Origin of the sequence: Castellaniella sp. (genome assembly GCF_034675845.1) — a bacterium.
GTDB lineage: Bacteria > Pseudomonadota > Gammaproteobacteria > Burkholderiales > Burkholderiaceae_B > Castellaniella.
Genome location: NZ_JAUCCU010000001.1, coordinates 1,479,600 through 1,498,114, shown reverse-complemented (window position 1 = coordinate 1,498,114; position 18,515 = coordinate 1,479,600). Strand labels below are relative to the sequence as shown.

Here is an 18,515-nt window from a genome sequence, read left to right as displayed (position 1 = left end):
ATTAGTGGATGGCGGGCTTGATTGCCGTATCGGCAGCCACCAGACAGGTATTCAGGATCGGGGCGATCCGGGCGATGGCATCGGCACCGGGCAGGCTGGCGTGGGTGGCGGGAATGGCATGAATCGCCAGGCTGGTCACATGGGGCTGCCAGGCCTGCGGGTCCAGGCCCGTGTCGCTGTGATCCAGCGCGGCCTGGAAGTGCAGCGCCGGACCGTCATAGTGAAGCTGCCAGTGGCGGCGCACGAGCTGATTGGTGTGGCCGACCGTATCGAAAACCGCATCCAGACGGATATCGGACAGCTCGCCCAGCGGGTGGCCTTTGCTGCGCAGAAAACCAATCACGCCGGCACGATTCAGGTGTGTGTGCGGCAAGGCCTGTGGGTCAGCCCCGGCAATGTGCAGCAGGGCCTTGTAAAGATCGTCTGCGGCGGGCTCGGGGCGATCACGCCAGACCTCGCTGGGATAGGCATCCAACAGGGCAAGCACCCCGACGGCGTGTCCGCGTTGCTGCAGTTCAACCGCAATGGCTTGCGCCAGAATACCGCCGACGGACCAGCCTGCCAGGTGATAGGGACCGTCCGCTTGCAGGGCAAGCATCAGATCGGCGTAGTGGCTGGCCAGTTCCGTCAGGCTGTCTGGGGTAGGCTGGCCCGCCAGGGCGGGCGCCTGAATGCCATGCACGCTGCGAGCCGGGGACAGGGCGCGCGCCAGTGCGCCATAACACCAGGACAAGCCGCCTGCCGGGTGGAGGCAGAACAGGGCTGGCAGGCCGGGGGCCTCGCGCAGCGTGACTATCGGGCCAAAGCCCGCTTGGGTCGCGTCTGCCGTGCAGTCGGCCTGGGCATCCAGATGGCGGGCCAGGCGGCTGACGGTGGGATGCTGGAAAATTGTGCCCAGGGAGACCTCCCAGGGGTCGCGCAGCTGTAGCGCGAGGCGCGCCGCCAGCAGTGAATGGCCGCCCAGGGCAAAGAAGTCATCTTCGATGGCGGGGATATTGTCCAGACCCAGGACGGCCTGGAAGGCCTGGGCAACGCGGTGCTCGGTGGGCGTACGCGGGGCATGGCCGTGGTCGCGGTGGCTGAATGCCGGGCGCGGCAGGGCCTTGCGGTCCAGCTTGCCGTTGGCGGTGGTGGGCAGCGCAGGCAATTGCACCCAGGCACTGGGCACCATGTAGTCCGGCAACAGGCTGGCGGCATAGGCCTTCAGGGCGACGGGCTCGGCGGTCTGGCCGGGCTCGGTCATCACCAGATAGGCCACCAACAGAGTATGGCCGGGCTCGTCCTCGCGGACTAATACGGCGGCCTGCGCAATTGCCGGGTGGGCCGTCAGCACCGCTTCGATTTCACCCAGCTCAATACGCTGGCCGCGTAGTTTCACTTGGTGGTCCAGCCGTCCCAGGTAGACGATGGCCCCGTCGTCTCGGCGGCTGGCCAGGTCGCCGGTGGCGTACAACCGGGGGCCGGGCAGGCCGACTGGGGCCGGGATGAAGCGTTCGGCAGTCAGGTCTGGCCGCCCCAGGTAGCCAATGGCCAATTGGCAGCCGCCCAGATACAGCTGTCCGGTCACACCCGGCGGTACGGGGTGCAAGCCGACGTCCAGGACGTGCATTTGTGTATTCCAGACCGGCCAGCCGATGGGGACAGGCTGGCTGTAGTCATCCCTATCGGCTGGCCAATATGAAACATCAACAGCGGCCTCGGTGGGGCCGTAAAGATTATGCAGCTGGGCCGTGATGGTGCGTTTGAATCGGTCGCGCAACACGGCTGGCAGTGCTTCGCCGCTGCAGAAAACCAGCCGGGTTTCCAGCCCCTGGGCGTCGGGTTCTTCCAGAATGGCAGCCAACATGGATGGCACGAAATGCAGCACGCTGATGGTGTGCTGGCGGATCAGACGGCATAGCCAGGCTGGGTCGCGATGGGCATCGGGCGGAGCGACCACCAGACGTGCGCCGGATAAAAAGGGCAGAAATAGTTCCCAGACCGACACGTCGAAGGTCGCTGGGGTTTTTTGCAAGATGCGGTCGGCAGCGTCGATGGCATAGTGCATACGCATCCATTCCAGCCGATTGACGATGGCGGCATGGGACACGATGACGCCTTTCGGGGCGCCGGTCGAACCCGAGGTATAGATGAGATAGGCAGGGTCCTGGGGGCTGGCAGGGTAAGGATCGGGACGCGGAGCGGCAGGGCTGAAATTTGTCATCTGCCCCAACGTGTCAGGGTCCAGCGCCTGGGTGACAAGACCGTCGCACAGATCCAGCGACGAGATCAGTAACAGGGCCTGGGCATCGTCCAGAATATGGCGCAGGCGGGCTGGCGGCTGGGCTGCATCCAGCGGCAGGTAGGCGGCTCCGCTGCGCAGGATCGACAGCAGGCACAGCACCCGTAGTGCAGAGCGAGGCATGGCCACGGCAATGCGGGTGCCGGGTCGTGCGCCTCGTTGCTGCAGTTGCCAGGCTGCTTGGGCAGTCCAGGCGTCGATCTCAGCGTAGGTCCAGGGGTGGGTGCCTTTTGTGGCATCCTGCAGCCCGATATGGTCGGGCTGCGCCAACAGGCAAGTCTGGATGCGCGACCAGAGTGTGCCGTCCGGCAGGGGGTGGTCGGTGCGATTTGGCGCCAAGGCCCAGCGCTCGTGTTCGGCGGGGGTTAAGGTGGCGACATCGGCCAGCTGTTGGGCCTGTAGGGCGGCAGACAGAAACACGGCCAGGCGCGTCAGGTATGCCTGGGCCTGGGCTGATGTATAGAGGCTAGGGTTGGCCTCGACTTCCAGGCGCAGGGCACTGCCATCGGGCGCTGCGCGAAAGCTGAAAGTAATGTCCTCGACGGGGCCGGTGCACAGGACCGTCTGGGCAGCGTCCAGGCCGACGGCGGCGTAGGGGGCGTCGAACGGCAGCACATTCAGGATGGCTCCATGCAGGCGCGGCAGACCGCCCGGCAGGGCCAGATCGCGGCGCAGATGCTCTGCCCGATAGCGGCTGTGGCGGCGCAAGGTGCGCAGGCTGCGGGCACCCTGCACCAGGGTATCGGCCAGGGGGATGTTTTCGGCCAGCTGACATACCCAGGGGACAATATTCATGACGGTGGCCACGGCCCGGGCGCTACGGCTACCCAGGCGACCCATGGCGGGAACGCCGACGCTGCATTCGGCCGGTCCCAGATGGCGCGCTATATAGGCCGCGCCCAGAATTGTCAGAATATCCGGCCAGCTGACCTCGGTGCTGGCTTCCAGAGCTTGCAGTGCCGCGACTAAGCTGGGATCTGCATCGGTTTCATGGCGCAGGCAGACATGGGCGCTGAGTGCTGTGTCGGTAGTCAGGCTGGCGGCAGGCAGGTGGCCTTGGCAGTGGTCGCGCCAGAAAGCCTGAGCCCGGCGGCGCGCCTCGCTGGCGCGCCATGCCTGGTCTTCGGCCCAGACCGGTGCCAGCGGCGCCAGCGGAGGCTCGACAGGCGTCGCAGTATTGCCCAGAGCCGCATACAGGCGGGTGGCGCGGCCCTCGATCAGGGCCATGCCATAGCCGTCCGCCGCCAGATGGTGGACGCGTTGATACCAAAGCGTCAGGGTGGGGCCACACAGAAACAATGCCTGGTGTGACAGGGCTTGACGCAGGGGATCGACCGGACGGGCCAGATCGTCCCGAATCCAAGCCCAGGCGTGGGCTTGCGCCCGATCGGGTGCGTTATGGCGCAGATCGTGGACTTCCAGGCTGGGACTCAGTCCGGGGTCCAGTGCTTGCACGGGACCGTCGGGCAGTTCCCTGAATCGTAGTGACAGGGCTTGCGCCTCGGCCAAGGCTTGATTGACCGCCCGGATAAAGCGCGGCACATCCAGCGGACCGCGCAGGGTCGTGCAGTGGGCCGGGTTGAAGATTGGGTTGGCCGGGTCCAGCCGTTGCGCGTACCACAGGCCTTCCTGGGCTTCGGTCAGGGGCACCCAATCCAGCAGGAGAGCAGCCGCCGTGTTGGAAGGCAGTGTCTCTGCTGTCATGGTGCGTCGTTGCCGGCGCTGACCAGCGCCCACCATTGGGCCAGCGTGGCGTCGGCGGCCAGGTCGGAAAACTCCACCTGGGCGCCGGCCTTACGCCAGAGCGAGGCCAGTTTCATCAAACGCATCGAGTCCAGCCCCAGATCCATCAGATTATCGTCGTCATGGATGTCTTCGGGGGGTTCGTGCAGCAGGTGGGCAATATCGGCGCGCATGCGCTCCAGGGACAGGCTGTTCATCGTGTACAGTGGCGAGTGACAATAAATTTACTGAGGCAGCGAGGACGGCGGCGTCTGGTCGGCGCCTTGGTCCAGCAAGCGTGTGCGCAGCTCGGCGCGCAGGGCTTTTCGACTGAGCTTCAGGGCAGCCGTGGTGGCAAACTGATCGACGAAGACAATCTGATCCGGGATCTTGAAGTCGGCGATGCCGCGTCCGCGTATCCATGTCTTCAGTTCGATGGTCCGGGGTCTTGCGCCCTTTGGGATAATGAAAGCGCAGCTGCGCTCACCCAGATATTCGTCGGGAATAGACACCACGGCGGCATCGAAGACCTGTGGGTGCGACAGCAGGTAGTCCTCGATTTCCTCGGCGGAGATTTTTTCACCGGCCCGGTTGATATGATCCCCGGCGCGGCCCTGGACTTCCAGGTAGCCATCGGGGGTCATGCGTACCACGTCGCCGGTGCGGTAATAGCCGTCCGCAGTAAAGGAGCGGGCATTGGCCGAAGGGTTGTTGTGATAAGCGCGGATGGTGTAGGGGCCGCGGGTCAGCAAGTGGCCCGCCTGGCCTGGGGTCACTGCCTGGCCATCGTCGTCCAGGATCAGGATTTCGTCGTCTGGACTGATGGGGCGGCCCTGGGTATGGATGATGGTGTCTTCGGGGTCATCCAGGCGGGTGTAGTTGACCAGGCCTTCGGCCATGCCGAAAACCTGCTGCAGGGTGGCGCCTAACATCGGACGCACGCGGCGGGCGATTTCCGCCGACAGCTTTGCCCCGCCGACCTGGATGGTGCGCAGGCTGTGCAGATCGTATGCAGTGTCGGCGGCCAGATCCAACCATTGCAGCAGCAAGGGCGGCACCAGGCTGGTGACGGTGACGTGTTCGCGCTCGATCAGGGCGAAAGCGGATTCGGGGTCGGGCGCAAGGCTGAGGACGACGCGGCCTCCGGCATACAGCGTGCCCAGAAAACCAGGGGAACTCATGGGAAAGTTATGCGCGATCGGCAAGGCACCCAGAAACACGGTGTCGGGCCCCAGGCCGCAGATGCGTGCGGATTCTCGCAAGCTGTAGATGTAATCGTCGTGGGTGCGGGGGATAAGCTTGGACAAGCCCGTGCTGCCGCCCGAAATCTGCAGAAAAGCGACATCCGTACCCTGCGATATATTGGGTGGGACGGCGCTGCCATCTGTGGCAACCAGAGTTTCCAGGGATGAAAATGGCCCGGCATCGCCATGGACCCAGATCCGTTGAATAGTTGGACAGCGCTGGCGCAATTCTGTCGCCAACGCCCGGTAGTCGAAGCCGGCGTGATGATCGGCAGCGATATAGGCACGGGCGTCCGAGCCCCTGGCGAAGTGTTCGATTTCGGTGATGCGGTGGGCGGGCAGGGCGTATACCGGAATCAGACCGGCGCGAAACAGGCCCATCACGACAGCGATGAAATCCGGGATATTGGGCAGGTGGATCAGTACGCGGTCGCCGCGCACCAGGCCGGCCTGAAGGAATCCGGCCGCCAGTGAAGACGCTCGCTGATCCAGGGTCGCGTATGTCCAACGTTGTGCGCCGCCTACGACAGCGAGCCGGTCCGGATGCGTCACGGCACGCTCGTGCAGCCAGGCGCCGAAAGTTTCGTTGCGCCAGTATCCCGCCGCGCGATAGCGGGCAGCCAAGTCGTCCGGCCAGATTTGTGTGGGAAGCATAGAGATCATATTGACCATGCTTATGATAATGAGAATGATTATATTCTAGTATAAAACCACGATGTGCCGTCGTGCTGCTGCAACTGCCAGGAAGCCGTATCCGGCAGACACAGGGCGGCGCAGTGTGCCGTTGATTGCCAGAGCTGTCGGACAAGCAGCCCTTCAGCAGCCGGGAGGCCTGATACCCGCCACCAACCTGATTCGCTGGGGTGCAGCCGCAGGGCACCCATAGGGGCGTTCAGCCCCATGCCACAGGCTTTCAGAATCGCTTCCCGACAGACCCACTGTCGGCAAAAATCCAGCGGATTTTGGGCTTGCTCGGTGGACTGCGGGGCGTGGCCTGTCACCAGCCGGTACAGCGCGTGGTCCGGCTGTTTTGGGCAGGCCTCGACATCAACGCCCAGCGCTTGACGTCCGATGGCCAGCAGCACCTGGTCTGCGCTGTGGGCAATATTGAAATGCCAATCTGGCGGCGTTCCGGCTGGGCTGGCCAGCATGGGTTTGCCCCAAGGGCCGGTGCACAGCGGGATGCTGGTGGTGGGCAAGCCCAGCCTGGGGGCCAGCAAAATCCGCAGGGCCGCCCGTCCGCACAGGCTGCGCAGACGGTCCTCAGGCCGATGCAGGCGCTGAATCCATTGCCATTCGGCGGCGGGCAGAACACGGCATAGCCGTGCGGCCAGCGCTGCATCCGGCAGACCGCTCAACGCCAGGACAAAACATGGTTCCATGGGTGCTCTAGGTTGCCGCCAGCGCGATAGCGCGCTGGGCCGAAGCGGGCAAGACCTGGCCATGGCCCATCTGGTCCAGCAGTTCCAGCCTGCAGTCCAGGCGTGGAATGCAGGCCAGTTTGCGCATGAGAACCTGCATGGCGGGCAAGGTGGGGATGCCGTTTTGACGGGTGCGCGGTGCGTGCGGGTTGACTGGCTGCGGGTACCAGCGCTCGTCGGTGCCTGCCATCAGGGTCAGCCGGATCGGCCGGACAGGCGGGTGGTCTCCCAGCCGATCCAGCACCTTCAGGATGGCCTGGTCGTGCCACCACAGGGATGGGCTGGCGCAGAGAATATGGGCGAAGTCATCCGCCCTGTGGCTTAAGGCAAACAAGGCGCACAGGCCGCCATACGAATGCCCGTACAGTGCATGTCTGGCGGGGTCCAGACGGGTCTGTATGCTGGCCCAGGCCAGCATGGGGCCCAGCAGCGCATCCAGAAACGCAGGGGCGCCGCCACCCTGCCACTGTGGCGTGCGCGGGTCAGGCCAATGCCCGCCATCTGGCGCAGGGGGGGTGTAGTCCAGGGCGCGGCGCGCCAGGGCCTCCGGCCCCGCAGATCCCAGTGGCCCGTGGCTGGGGATCAGGACGGCGCAGTGTTGCAGGGCCTGATTGGCCAGCGGCCAGACCCAGTCCCCGTCCAGCAAGGTCAATAAGGGCCAGCCCTGGGGCGGTGGCGGGGCGTCCGGCGCATATAGGCGCAGTCGTCGCGCCATGCCCCCCATCGCGGGTGAATCCGACAGCTGTGTTGCGTGCAGGCTCATTTGGCCAATGGGGCTTGCAGATCCACCAGATAGGTGCCCTGCAGCGGGACAGCCAGGAATCGTTGATTGATTTCAGCCAGTGTTTTGGCTGGATGGATATCGACCAGGCGATCCGGGTGCGTCCAATGGGCCAGCGCTTCGATAAAGACCACGTGCAACGGTGAATCATTGAAGGCATGCCAGATGCCGTGGCTATTGCCCGAGCGCACGGCGGGCAGTGCGCCCAGGTGATTGCTGTCGATCAATCGCTGCAGGCTGGTGCGGGCTTCGCCCTGGCTGACCCCGGCGCCGATGGCCAGGCCAGTGGCGGCGCGCGATCCCGTGCCCGTGGCCACATAGACCAGAGGGGCCTTGGCGTTGATGAATTCGAAATTGAGTTTGCCGGTGGCGCTTTTCAGGGCGTCTGCGCCGATATTATGTCCCCCGGCGTAGGTGATCATGTCGTTGAACGTCCCCACGCCGGGGGAATTGCAGCAGTCGGTGCTGCCCGCATGGGCGTGGACAAAAACCGGCGGACGCTGATCTTCAGGCAGGTCGGCCAACTGGTCGCGGATGGCTTGCATATGTGCCTGATAGAACTGAATGAAGGATTCGGTCTGCTCTTCATGGCCGATGGCCCGGCCCAGGGCGCGCAGGCTGGGGACGGTGTTTTCCATGGGCTGCATGAAGAAATCGATCACGATGACGGGGACGTTCGCCGCCTCGAGACGGCGGATCAAGGGGGACTCATCGGCGGATTGTCCGGGGGCCAGACCGGCGAAGGAGACCGTCATCACCACCAGGTCTGGGCGCAGGCCCAGCGTGGCCTCGACCGAGAAGGAGTCCGCCGTGTGGCGTCCCACCACCGGGACGTCGGCCAGGCTGGGGAAACGCGCCAGCGCAGCCTGGTAGTCGGGTTTGAACGAGGTCCGGAATTCGTCGGACCAGCCGGCCAGAATGGCAGCGGGATCTGGCGTCAGCAGGGACAGCACCTGGAAATGTCGCGCTTGGGCCAGCACCACCCGCTGGGCGGGTTTGGGCAGGGTTACCTGGCGGCCCAGGATATCCGTGACTTGGATGGGTTCGGCCAATACCGGCCCCGCCAGGCTGAAGGTCAGGCCAAGCAGCAGCGTCGTCGTGATTTGAAACAATCGGGTCAGGGCGTAGTCGAACATAGGCCGTCGATCAAAATATGGGATAAGCCGCGCGAGCAGGTCTCGACCCGGGCACGCACTTGATAGACGTCAGCCAGAGATTCGGCGGTGATCACGTCGGCGGGCAAGCCATGGCCCACCAGTTCACCTGCGCGGATCAGCAAGGTTTCGTCGCTGCGCTGCAGGGCGATATTCAAATCGTGCAGCACGATCAGGGTGGTCAGGCCGTGTTCGCGGGTTTCCTGGGCCAGCAGATCCATTACATGACATTGATAGTTCAGGTCCAGCGCGGACAGTGGCTCGTCCAGCAGCAGCAGGCGCGGCGTGCGGATCAGCGCCTGCGCCAGACCCACCAGTTGTTTTTGTCCGCCCGAGAGCTGGTCCAGATAATGCATGGCCAGGTGTTCGATGCCCAGGCGCTTGAGTACATCCAGGATGCGCTGTGGGTCCACTGCCTGTGCGGCGGGGTCCAGGTCCGAGGCGCGGGCCGCCACCATGACGGACTCGAATACCCGCAAATGCACCGAGGCAGGCAGGGACTGCGGCAGGTAGACCACACTTTGGGCGCGGCGTTCGAAGGATAGCCGGGTCAGATCCTGCCCATCCAGCATGACCTGGCCGTGGCTGGCCTTCAGCAGCCCTGCCAAGGCCTTCAGCAGCGTGGATTTTCCGCTGCCGTTAGGCCCGATCAAAGACACCAGCCGACCCGGCATGAGCGGCCCGGCAGACAGGTGGTGAATAATGGTGCGGCGGGCATAGGCCACCGACAGGTCCTGTATCTGCAGCATGGCTTATTTGATTTGCCGTCGTAACACGACGGCCAGGAAAAACGGCACCCCTACCAGAGAGGTCACGATGCCCACGGGGATGATGATGCCGGGCACGATGTTTTTTGAGGCGATGGACGCCAGCGACAGAATAGTACCCCCCACCAGGGCGCTGCCCGGCAGGTAAAAACGATGGTCTTCGCCGAACATGCGCCGGGCGATATGCGGGGCGATCAGGCCGATGAAGCCGATGGTGCCGACAAACGATACCGCCATGGCGGCCAGGATGCTGATACGCACCAGGGCTGTCAGCCGCAGTCGGGGGACGTCGATGCCGAAGCTGGCGGCGCGGTCTTCGCCCAGCCGCAGGGCCGTCAGCTTCCAGGTGTCGCGCAGCGACAAGGGCAGCAGGATCACAAAAGTCAGCAACATCAGGCCGACCTTGGGCCAAGAGGATCGCGCCAGGCTGCCCATGGTCCAGAACACCAGGCCTTGCAGGGCCTCGGCACTGGCGACGAACTGTACCAGCGACACTGCGGCATTAAAGGAAAAAACCAGGGCGATGCCAAACAGGACCAGCCCGGAGGTGCTCATGGAGCCCCAGCGCGCCACCGCATCCAGCAGCATGGCCGAAACCAGGGCAAAGACAAAGGCGTTGGCGGCAATGGTCCAGGACTGCGGCACCCCGGGCAGCGACAGGCCCAGCACAATCGCCAGCGAGGCACCAAAGGCCGCCGCCGATGAAATGCCCAGCGTAAAGGGACTGGCCAGTGGGTTGTTCAGAATGGTTTGCATCTCGCCGCCCGCCAGGCCCAGGGCCAGGCCGATGGCCACCGCCATCAGGGCAAACGGCAGGCGGATATCCCAGACAATGACGCGCGTGGTGGGGTCCGCCTGATCGGGATGCAGCAAGGCGTGACTGAGTTCCGCCCAACCTAGCCCGGAGGGGCCCAGCATGAAGTCGGCCAGGATCGAGGCCAAGATAATGATCAGCAAGACGGCCACCATCAGCCAGCGGCGGCGCAGCATGCGTTGATAGTCTTCCAGGGCGGAGGGGGGGCGTGTCAGGGATGCGTCCATTCAGGGAATAGGGAGAGACGGGACCCGGCGCTGGTCGGCCGCGAGATAGGGGAGCGGAAGATGCGCTGCAAGTCTGAAAAGAATGAGAACCGTTTACAATTGTGAAAGTATAGAGGATGACACTGCCCTGCGTCTTGACGATGCCGGTTTTATCCCTGCCCGATTGGTCTGGTGCTATGTCCGTACTTCGCGAATTTAACCTGTCTGCGCCCGATTGCCGTCCCTGCGCGGTGCGCGTGGCGTTGCCTGCCGGATTGATGCCACCCCAGGGCTGGCCGGTGGCCTATGTGCTGGACTTGAAGCAGTTCGATGTGATGCGCGCCGATTCTGCGGGCCTGCCGGGCTTGTTGGTGGGCCTGGGGCCACAAGTGCCGCAGGATCGGGTGCTTGAATATGTGCCTGCCCGGCTGGCGGCGCAGGCAAGGCCCGGGTGATACCGTGGCATCCGCCGATCTGCTGCCGGACAGCCCGATGTCCGCGCAGGCTGTCGCCGGACGCGCGGGTGCAGCGGCCTGGCTGCGCACCTTGGATCAGGTGCGTGGCCTAATTGCCGGTGATTTTCGTCTGGACCCTGGCCGGCAGGTGTTTTGTGGCCATTCACTGGGGGCCTTGTTCGGCTTGTATGTCTTATTGCATCGCCCGCGCGCTTTCAGTGCTTATGCGCTGTCCAGTCCTTCCGTCTGGTGGGGGCAACAGTACCTGGATCGTCTGCGGCGGCGGCGCCTGGACTGGCTCTGCGGCCAGGGCTTGCCCCCGCTGGGCCTATGGCTGACGGTGGGCGCACATGAGCAGGGCCTGAGCCCCCAGGAACAGGCTGATCCTGCCCTGGATGCCATGACGCGTGAACATCGTCTGAGGCAGCGTCAGTCGCGCGCCATGGTGGATGGCCTGCAGAACCTGGCAGCGGATTTTGCCCGCTGCCCCGGCCTGCGGCTGCACGCTGCCGTGCTGCCCGGCCACCACCACCAAAGCGCTTCGGCAGACTCGCTGATGCCTGGTTGGCGGTGGTTATTGTCTGCTTGATTGTGATCATCGCCCAATAACTTGTTTATTGAGTATGGTTATTGTAAATAAGAATAGTTATCGTTTATATTCACATGATTTTCGATGTCTTGTCATCATTCAAGGAATCTCATGTCTGTCTCCAAAAACCAGGGCCGCGCCCTGCCGCCTATCGGCCTGCTGATTGCCCTGGGCCTGGGTGCCGCGCCTGCCGTGGCGCAATCGCCTGAAGATGTTGCTCAGCTTGAACGCGTCGTCGTCAATGCCGAGCAGGAGTTAAAGCAGACGCCGGGTGCGTCCACCATTACAGCAGCAGACATCCAGAAATCCCCTCCCGCCAACAATATAAACGAGATCATCCGCACCATGCCGGGCGTGAACTTGACTGGCAATTCCTCCAGCGGGCAACGCGGCAATAATCGGCAGATTGATATTCGCGGCATGGGGCCGGAAAATACGCTGATTCTGATCGACGGCAAACCTGTGTCGTCGCGCGGCGCCGTGCGTTTCGGCTGGCGTGGCGAACGCGACACCCGAGGTGACACGAATTGGGTGCCGCCTGAACAGGTCGAACGCATCGAAGTGCTGCGGGGGCCGGCCGCCGCCCGTTATGGCAACGGGGCCGCAGGCGGGGTGGTCAATATCATCACCAAACCGACGGCAGACAAGCTCAGTGGTTCGGTGTCCGTCTATGCCAATGCGCCGCAGCACGGCGACGAAGGGTCTACCGCCCGCACGACCTTCAGTCTGACCGGCCCGATTTCCGAGAGCCTGGATTTTCGCCTGACCGGCAGCGCCGCTAATTTCCAGGGGGACGATTGGGACATCAACGAAGGCTACCAATCCCAGCGAGGCAGCCATCCATCTGTCAAAGACACCTTTCCCGCCGGACGCGAGGGCTTCAAGAACCGCGATATCCGCGGTGCGCTTAGCTGGCGGCCTGCCGCCGGACATCGTCTGGATTTCGAGGCCGGCTATGGCCGCGACGGCAATGTCTATGTGGGCGACACCCAGAACACCAATACCAATGCCAATGTACAAGCCCAACTGGGCAATGAAACCAACCGCATCTATCGGCAGGCCTACGCTATCACCCACAATGGCGACTGGAACCCAGACACTCATAGCCTGAGCTATCTGCAATACGAAACCACCCGCAATACCCGCGTGCTGGAAGGTCTGGCCGGTGGCACCGAAGGCATTTTCGCCGGCAATGATTTTGGTGATTCCGACCTGCGCACCCTGACTGCTCACACCGAACTCAATCGTCGGCTGAACTGGGGCGGTATCGACCAAATGGGGACCTTCGGTCTGGAATGGGTGCGCCAGGACCTGGATGATGGGGCCTCGGATCTGGGCGGGCGTAACCCTTCCAACAATAAGATGCCCGCCGTGCCTTTTTCCTATCAACCCAAGATCCATGCCAGCATTTATTCCGTTTTTGCCGAGGACAACCTGTATATCGGCGAGAACTGGACCGTCACCCCCGGCCTGCGCTACGACTATCACAGCATCCAGGGCAGTAACTGGAGCCCGTCTTTGAACCTGTCCTATCAGGTCAATGAGCAATGGTCGGTCAAGGCCGGCATCGCCCGTGCCTACAAGGCACCCAATCTGTACCAGAACAATGCTGGCTATGCCCTATATAGCGCAGGCAATGGCTGCTGGGGCAATGTGTCGGGCGGGACGACAGGCTGCTTCCTGCTGGGCAATTCGGGCCTGGAGGCCGAAACCAGCATCAATAAGGAACTGGGGATCGAATTCTTCGATCCTTCCGGCTTGGGTGCCAGCCTGACGTATTTCCACAATGATTACCGCAACAAGATCGAAGCCGGCCGTACGCCTGTCGACAGCTTCGTCAACAGCCTGGGCGATGTGACCAATGTGTTCCAGTGGGAAAACGTCCCGCGCGCGGTGGTCCAGGGTCTGGAAGGCAATCTGACCTGGCCGGTGGCTCAGGACTGGCTGTGGTCCACGAACTTCACCTACATGATCGAATCGAAGAACAAGGACACTGGCGAGCATCTGTCCACCATCCCGAAATACACCATCAACAGCACCCTGGACTGGACGGTAACCCCGGCCTGGTCCCTGCGTGCCAAGGCCACGGTCTATGGCGAACAGGAAGGCCCTAAATACGACTACTACGGCCATCCCCTGACGGGCAGCGCCACGGATACCGTCCCGGCCTATGCCCTGTTTGGCCTGAGCACGCAATACCAGGTGAACAAAAATCTGCGCGTCACCGCCGGGGTCGATAATCTGCTGGATAAGCGGATTCATCGACGGGGCAATGCCATTGGCGTGAACCTGGGTGCCGTCAATGAAATCCAGGGAGCCGGTGCCTACACCTATAACCAGCCTGGTCGCACCTTCTATATGGAAGTCAGCAGCGCGTTCTGATCGGTGGCCAAGGCCCCCTCCATCCCGGTTCTCAGGGTGGAGGGGGCCGAGTTATTTCGTGTGCGCTGGCCGCCCTCGGGGGGCAGGGCTGATCCGTCGGGATGCCTGACGCTCCAGGTGGGCCAGGAATATTTTTTCTCCCAAGGCCCATTGACCGTGCAGCGCAGCTTCTATCTGCTGTGCCTGTATCGGGCTCAGGCCTGAGACCAGGCGTTTGCGCCAGGCCGCCTGACGGGCAAAAGGCGTATCGCCTTCCGCCCAGAAATCCGGATGATCCCGCAGCCAGCCGCTGAACATCGCGTTGTCTCCGGCGTGTTCCGCTGCCGAAGACCATGGCCACTGGGTCGCCTGCATGACCCGGCCACTGACGACTGCCCGCGATTCGACCCACACCATGGCGGGCAGTACCCAGCGGCCCGGTTCCAGCAGGGCATTGTGGTAGCGCCCAGTCAGCACGCGGCTGCGCAGCAAGCCCGATCCGATGCGTCGGCCCAGGCCCTGCATCAGGCGCGGCAACGATTGTGCGTCCCCCGGCGTGGCCAATAGGGTGATCTGATCCGGCAAGACCACCCAGGCATGGACGGCCAGCGCGGTCATGCCTGGGGCTGCGCCTGCCGCTGGCATGGCCGTGCTGCGGATAGCTTCGGCCAGCCAACGGGCGATGGTGTCCAGCATAGCGCTGGGGATGGGGGCGTCATAGACGGCCAGTGGCTGGTGGAACCGAGCCTGGATCAGTTGGGGGATGCGCGGCGCATAGAGTCGGGACAGGCGGGACATGGTCTGAGGGGTCTGCGCGGAGGAAAGAAAAATATGGCAGAAAAACCGAAAAAAAGAAAATCAAACGATTGTTTGAATTTTATCCATAAATCAGCGACAATCGAAAAATCGGTCATCGGCAAGCGGCGGTTTCGCCCATCAAAGCCCAGCCCGGATTTGCTGCATCCACCCGGCACCCGTCAGGGCTGGCACAGCAGACCACAACAGGCCTGTCATGCCGGGATTTTCCATCATCGTGAAGGACACCATCATGCAAACCAGTCAGTCCGCCCCCCTGTTCGTCCGCCGTGTGGCGGTGTGCGGTGCCGGGGTCATGGGCGCGCAGATTGCCGCCCATTGTGTTAACGCCGGTGTGCCGGTCGTACTGTTCGACTTGGCCAAAGACGACGGCCAAGGCAGCAAGAACGCCATTGTGGCACGCGCTATCGCCCAGCTGAAAAAACTGAGCCCCGCGCCGCTGGGCGTCAATCGCCTGGCCGACCTGATCACCCCAGCCAACTACGAAGAAGACCTGGGTTTACTGGCCGACTGCGACGTGGTCATCGAGGCCATTGCCGAGCGCCTGGACTGGAAGCACGACCTGTACCATAAGCTTGCCCCCGCACTGAACCCGCATGCCATCGTGGCCAGCAATACTTCCGGGCTGTCGATTGCCTCTTTGGCCGAGGCCCTGCCCGAGACCCTGCGTCATCGCTTTTGCGGCGTGCACTTCTTTAACCCACCGCGCTACATGCCGCTGGTCGAACTCATCCCGACGGCCGCCACCGAACCCGCCTTGCTGGATCACTTGGAAACCTTTCTGGTGTCGCAACTGGGCAAGGGCGTGGTGCGCGCCAAGGACACGCCGAACTTCATCGGCAACCGTATCGGCGTCTTTGGCATTTTGTCGGTGTTCCATCACGCGCAGGCTTTTGACCTGCCCTATGAGCTGGTCGATGACCTGACCGGCACGCGCTTGGGCCGGGCAAAATCCGGCACCTATCGCACCGCCGACGTGGTGGGTCTGGACACCCTGGCGCATGTCATCAATACCATGCAGGAACAACTGCCCAACGATCCTTTTTATGCGCATTTCGGTATCCCGCCCGTGCTGGCTGGCCTGATCGAAAAGGGTGCCCTGGGCCAGAAAACCAAGGCCGGCTTCTTCAAGAAAGAAGGCAAGGCCATTTTGCGCCTGGACCCGAAGGCGGGCACCTACGTGCCGGCTGACGAAAAAGCCGATGACGAGATCAAGGACATCCTGAAGGAACGCGACCCGGCTGCCCGCCTGCAGGCCCTGCATGATTCCGATCACCCGCAGGCCCAGTTCGTCTGGGCGGTGCTGCGCGATACTTTCCATTACAGCGCGGTGCACCTGGGCGATATCGCCGACAGCGCGCGCGAACTCGACCAGGCCATGAAATGGGGTTTTGGCCACAGCTTCGGCCCCTTTGAAATCTGGCAGGCGGCGGGCTGGCAGCGTGTGGCGGGCTGGATCAACGACGATATTTCAGCGGGCAAGACCCTGTCTTCCGCCCCCCTGCCTGCTTGGGTCACCAGCGGCCCGGTCTGGGACACACAGGCTGTGCATACCCCGGGTGGCTCGTTTTCTCCGGCCAAAAACACCTATGTACCGCGCAGTGCGTTGCCGGTCTACCAACGCCAGGTGGGTGCTCCCCGCCTGGTGGGCGAAGGCCCGGCCATCGTGCCCCAGGTCGTCTACGAAAACGACGCCGTGCTGTGCTGGACCTTGCCGACTCCGCATCCACAAGATGTGCTGATCACGTCCTTCAAGACCAAGATGCACACGCTCAGTCCCGATGTGGTGCGCGGCGTCATCCATGCTGTCGATCTGGCAGAGCAAGGCTATAAAGCCCTGGTCATCGGTCAGCTTGAAGACCCCTTCTCGGCGGGCGCCGACCTCAAGGCCATGCTGCCCGCCTTCATGAAGGGCGGGGTCAAGGCCGTCGAACCCATCCAGCAGGAAATGCAGGACATGGTGTTGCGTTTGCGCTATGCACAGGTGCCGGTGGTGGCGGCTGTGGCCGGTCTGGCGCTGGGCGGGGGCTGCGAGCTTTCCGTGCATTGCGCCCGTCGCGTGGCGCACCTGGAAACCTATATCGGCCTGGTCGAGGTCGGCATTGGCCTGGTGCCGGGGGCGGGCGGCATCACCTACAGCGCCCGCCGTGCGGCAGAAGTCCAGGCTCAGTCGGCGCCAGACGCCCCGCTGCTGGCTTATATCAAGGAATTCGTCCTGGCCGTAGCCACGGCGCGGGTGTCGAAATCCGCCCTTGAGGCCCGTGAAATCGGCTATCTGCGCGATTCCGATCCTATCGTCATGAATCGTCACGAACTGCTGTATGTCGCGGTGCGTGAAGCCGCCAACCTGGCCGAACAGGGCTATCGTCCGCCGCTGCCCGCACGCTTTCCGGTGGCCGGGCGCGATGCCATTGCTACCCTGAAGGCCCAACTGGTCAATATGCACGTGGGTGGCTACATCACCGACTACGATTTCCATATTGCCGAGCAGGTCGCCACCGCCATTTGCGGTGGGGATGTGGACCCGGGCAGCCTCGTGGATGAAGCCTGGATGCTGAAACTGGAGCGTGCGGCCTTTCTGGGCCTGCTCGCCAACCCCAAGACCCAAGAACGCATTGCCGGGCTGCTGCAAACCGGCAAGCCTGTGCGCAACTAAGGAGACCTTCGATGACTGCTTTACAACAAGCCTATATAGTCGCGGCTACCCGCACCCCCATCGGCAAGGCCCCGCGCGGCATGTATTCCCACACCCGGCCGGACGAACTGCTGGCCAAGGTCATCCAGGGCGTGCTGGCCCAGGCGCCCAGCCTGGACCCCGCCGCGATTGAGGATGCCATCGTCGGCTGCGCCATCCCCGAAGGCCCCCAGGGGCTGAATGTCGCCCGCATCGGCGTGGTGCTGGCCGGCCTGCCGCATTCCGTGGGCGGCGTCACGGTCAACCGCTTTTGCGCTTCGGGCCTGACGGCGGTGGCCATGGCGGCTGATCGCATCCGCGTCGGCGAAGCCGATGTCATGCTGGCCTGCGGCACGGAATCCATGAGTCTGGTGCCCACCATGGGCATCAACACGTCTTTCAGCCCCGATGTCTACCTGAATGATGACAATATCGGGATTGCCTACGGCATGGGTGCCACCGCCGAACAAGTCGCCAACCGTTGGGATATTTCGCGCCAGGATCAGGATGCGTTTGCCCTGCGTTCCCATCAGCGTGCCCTGGCGGCCCAGCAGGCGGGCGAATTCACCGATGAAATGCTGCCGGTGGATATCGTGCGCCGAGTGCCGGACCTGCGCACGGGCGAAATCCATGAAAGCCACCGGATCGTGACGCTGGACGAAGGCCCGCGTGCCGATACCACCCTGGAGGCCCTGGCGCGCCTGCGGCCGGTGTTTGCCGCCAAGGGCAGCGTCACGGCAGGCAATAGTTCCCAGACCTCGGACGGCGCCGGCGCCCTGCTGGTGGTGTCCGAACGCGCCCTGAAAGAGCATAATTTGACGCCATTGGCGCGCTTTGTCTCCTTTGCCGTGCGCGGCGTGCCGCCCGACATCATGGGCATTGGTCCCAAGGAAGCCATCCCGGCGGCCCTTAAAAAGGCGGGCCTGACGCTGGATCAGATGGGCTGGATTGAACTCAACGAAGCCTTTGCCGCGCAGTCCCTGGCGGTGATCCGCGATCTGGGCCTGAATGAAGACGTGGTCAATCCCATGGGCGGTGCCATTGCCCTGGGGCATCCGCTGGGGGCAACTGGCGCGATTCGTTCAGCTACCACGATTCATGCCTTGCGCCGCCATAATCTGCAATATGGCATGGTCACCATGTGCGTAGGGTCGGGCATGGGGGCAGCCGGGATTTACGAACGCTGCTGATTGTTTGTGCGGCCTGGATGGCCGTGCAAGCGCGATAAGG

The 18,515-nt window shown here is 63.3% G+C and carries 14 protein-coding genes; 5 read left to right on the top strand and 9 right to left on the bottom strand.

All coding sequences use genetic code 11. The annotated features are described in order from the left end of the window. Window position 1 precedes the first annotated feature (1 nt). Genes VDP81_RS07195 through VDP81_RS07160 form a run of 8 tightly spaced genes read right to left on the bottom strand, consistent with a single transcriptional unit; the run spans window position 2 to window position 10,411 of the window. Window positions 2-3,985: an amino acid adenylation domain-containing protein gene (locus tag VDP81_RS07195; protein ID WP_323011930.1), complete on the bottom strand. Its 3,984-nt coding sequence runs from the start codon at window positions 3,983-3,985 to the stop codon at window positions 2-4. Then, entirely contained in the window at window positions 3,982-4,221 is a 240-nt protein-coding gene (locus tag VDP81_RS07190; RefSeq protein ID WP_322995702.1) for a phosphopantetheine-binding protein, read from the bottom strand. Before VDP81_RS07190 ends, VDP81_RS07195 begins: the two co-directional genes overlap by 4 nt. Window positions 4,222-4,248: 27 nt before the next feature. Further along, window positions 4,249-5,901 carry a (2,3-dihydroxybenzoyl)adenylate synthase gene (locus VDP81_RS07185; protein WP_416233216.1) on the bottom strand — a complete coding sequence of 551 codons (1,653 nt, stop codon included), beginning with the start codon at window positions 5,899-5,901 and terminating at the stop codon, window positions 4,249-4,251. Window positions 5,902-5,939: 38 nt separating this feature from the next. Continuing rightward, a complete protein-coding gene (locus tag VDP81_RS07180; protein ID WP_323011928.1) occupies window positions 5,940-6,629 on the bottom strand; it encodes a hypothetical protein in 690 nt (229 codons plus the stop codon). Between the two features lie 7 nt (window positions 6,630-6,636). After that, the gene (locus tag VDP81_RS07175; RefSeq protein ID WP_323011927.1) at window positions 6,637-7,431 is read right to left on the bottom strand and encodes an alpha/beta hydrolase; all 795 of its coding nucleotides are present in this window, start codon (window positions 7,429-7,431) and stop codon (window positions 6,637-6,639) included. Further along, window positions 7,428-8,585, bottom strand: coding sequence for an ABC transporter substrate-binding protein (locus tag VDP81_RS07170; protein ID WP_323011926.1), 1,158 nt, complete (start codon window positions 8,583-8,585; stop codon window positions 7,428-7,430). The genes VDP81_RS07175 and VDP81_RS07170 overlap by 4 nt, the downstream gene beginning before the upstream one ends. Beyond that, window positions 8,567-9,352: an ABC transporter ATP-binding protein gene (locus VDP81_RS07165; RefSeq protein WP_322995697.1), complete on the bottom strand. Its 786-nt coding sequence runs from the start codon at window positions 9,350-9,352 to the stop codon at window positions 8,567-8,569. Before VDP81_RS07165 ends, VDP81_RS07170 begins: the two co-directional genes overlap by 19 nt. 3 nt (window positions 9,353-9,355) lie before the next feature. Beyond that, entirely contained in the window at window positions 9,356-10,411 is a 1,056-nt protein-coding gene (locus VDP81_RS07160; protein WP_323011925.1) for an iron ABC transporter permease, read from the bottom strand. Between the two features lie 176 nt (window positions 10,412-10,587). On the opposite strand from VDP81_RS07160, the gene VDP81_RS07155 reads away from it, so the two are divergent. From VDP81_RS07155 to VDP81_RS07145, 3 genes are all read left to right on the top strand, one after another. After that, a complete protein-coding gene (locus tag VDP81_RS07155) occupies window positions 10,588-10,845 on the top strand; it encodes a hypothetical protein (protein WP_323011924.1) in 258 nt (85 codons plus the stop codon). Further along, window positions 10,805-11,434, top strand: coding sequence for an alpha/beta hydrolase-fold protein (locus tag VDP81_RS07150; protein ID WP_323012401.1), 630 nt, complete (start codon window positions 10,805-10,807; stop codon window positions 11,432-11,434). The genes VDP81_RS07155 and VDP81_RS07150 overlap by 41 nt, the downstream gene beginning before the upstream one ends. A 111-nt stretch (window positions 11,435-11,545) precedes the next feature. Beyond that, window positions 11,546-13,816: a TonB-dependent siderophore receptor gene (locus tag VDP81_RS07145; protein ID WP_323011923.1), complete on the top strand. Its 2,271-nt coding sequence runs from the start codon at window positions 11,546-11,548 to the stop codon at window positions 13,814-13,816. Window positions 13,817-13,867: 51 nt separating this feature from the next. On the opposite strand, the gene VDP81_RS07140 is transcribed toward VDP81_RS07145, so the two are convergent. Then, entirely contained in the window at window positions 13,868-14,593 is a 726-nt protein-coding gene (locus VDP81_RS07140; RefSeq protein WP_322995693.1) for a hypothetical protein, read from the bottom strand. A gap of 250 nt (window positions 14,594-14,843) precedes the next feature. Between VDP81_RS07140 and VDP81_RS07135 the strand changes: the two genes are divergently transcribed. Next, the gene (locus tag VDP81_RS07135) at window positions 14,844-17,267 is read left to right on the top strand and encodes a 3-hydroxyacyl-CoA dehydrogenase/enoyl-CoA hydratase family protein (protein ID WP_323012400.1); all 2,424 of its coding nucleotides are present in this window, start codon (window positions 14,844-14,846) and stop codon (window positions 17,265-17,267) included. Between the two features lie 11 nt (window positions 17,268-17,278). Next, window positions 17,279-18,475: an acetyl-CoA C-acyltransferase gene (locus tag VDP81_RS07130; RefSeq protein ID WP_322995691.1), complete on the top strand. Its 1,197-nt coding sequence runs from the start codon at window positions 17,279-17,281 to the stop codon at window positions 18,473-18,475. Window positions 18,476-18,515: the final 40 nt, after the last annotated feature.

Excerpts from the sequence above, each read along its gene's own strand:
- VDP81_RS07195 (WP_323011930.1), bottom strand. The coding sequence starts at position 3,985 with ATGACAGCAGAGACACTGCCTTCCAACACGGCGGCTGCTCTCCTGCTG.
- VDP81_RS07190 (WP_322995702.1), bottom strand. The coding sequence starts at position 4,221 with ATGAACAGCCTGTCCCTGGAGCGCATGCGCGCCGATATTGCCCACCTG.
- VDP81_RS07185 (WP_416233216.1), bottom strand. The coding sequence starts at position 5,901 with ATGCTTCCCACACAAATCTGGCCGGACGACTTGGCTGCCCGCTATCGC.
- VDP81_RS07180 (WP_323011928.1), bottom strand. The coding sequence starts at position 6,629 with ATGGAACCATGTTTTGTCCTGGCGTTGAGCGGTCTGCCGGATGCAGCG.
- VDP81_RS07175 (WP_323011927.1), bottom strand. The coding sequence starts at position 7,431 with ATGAGCCTGCACGCAACACAGCTGTCGGATTCACCCGCGATGGGGGGC.
- VDP81_RS07170 (WP_323011926.1), bottom strand. The coding sequence starts at position 8,585 with ATGTTCGACTACGCCCTGACCCGATTGTTTCAAATCACGACGACGCTG.
- VDP81_RS07165 (WP_322995697.1), bottom strand. The coding sequence starts at position 9,352 with ATGCTGCAGATACAGGACCTGTCGGTGGCCTATGCCCGCCGCACCATT.
- VDP81_RS07160 (WP_323011925.1), bottom strand. The coding sequence starts at position 10,411 with ATGGACGCATCCCTGACACGCCCCCCCTCCGCCCTGGAAGACTATCAA.
- VDP81_RS07155 (WP_323011924.1), top strand. The coding sequence starts at position 10,588 with ATGTCCGTACTTCGCGAATTTAACCTGTCTGCGCCCGATTGCCGTCCC.
- VDP81_RS07150 (WP_323012401.1), top strand. The coding sequence starts at position 10,805 with ATGTGCCTGCCCGGCTGGCGGCGCAGGCAAGGCCCGGGTGATACCGTG.
- VDP81_RS07145 (WP_323011923.1), top strand. The coding sequence starts at position 11,546 with ATGTCTGTCTCCAAAAACCAGGGCCGCGCCCTGCCGCCTATCGGCCTG.
- VDP81_RS07140 (WP_322995693.1), bottom strand. The coding sequence starts at position 14,593 with ATGTCCCGCCTGTCCCGACTCTATGCGCCGCGCATCCCCCAACTGATC.
- VDP81_RS07135 (WP_323012400.1), top strand. The coding sequence starts at position 14,844 with ATGCAAACCAGTCAGTCCGCCCCCCTGTTCGTCCGCCGTGTGGCGGTG.
- VDP81_RS07130 (WP_322995691.1), top strand. The coding sequence starts at position 17,279 with ATGACTGCTTTACAACAAGCCTATATAGTCGCGGCTACCCGCACCCCC.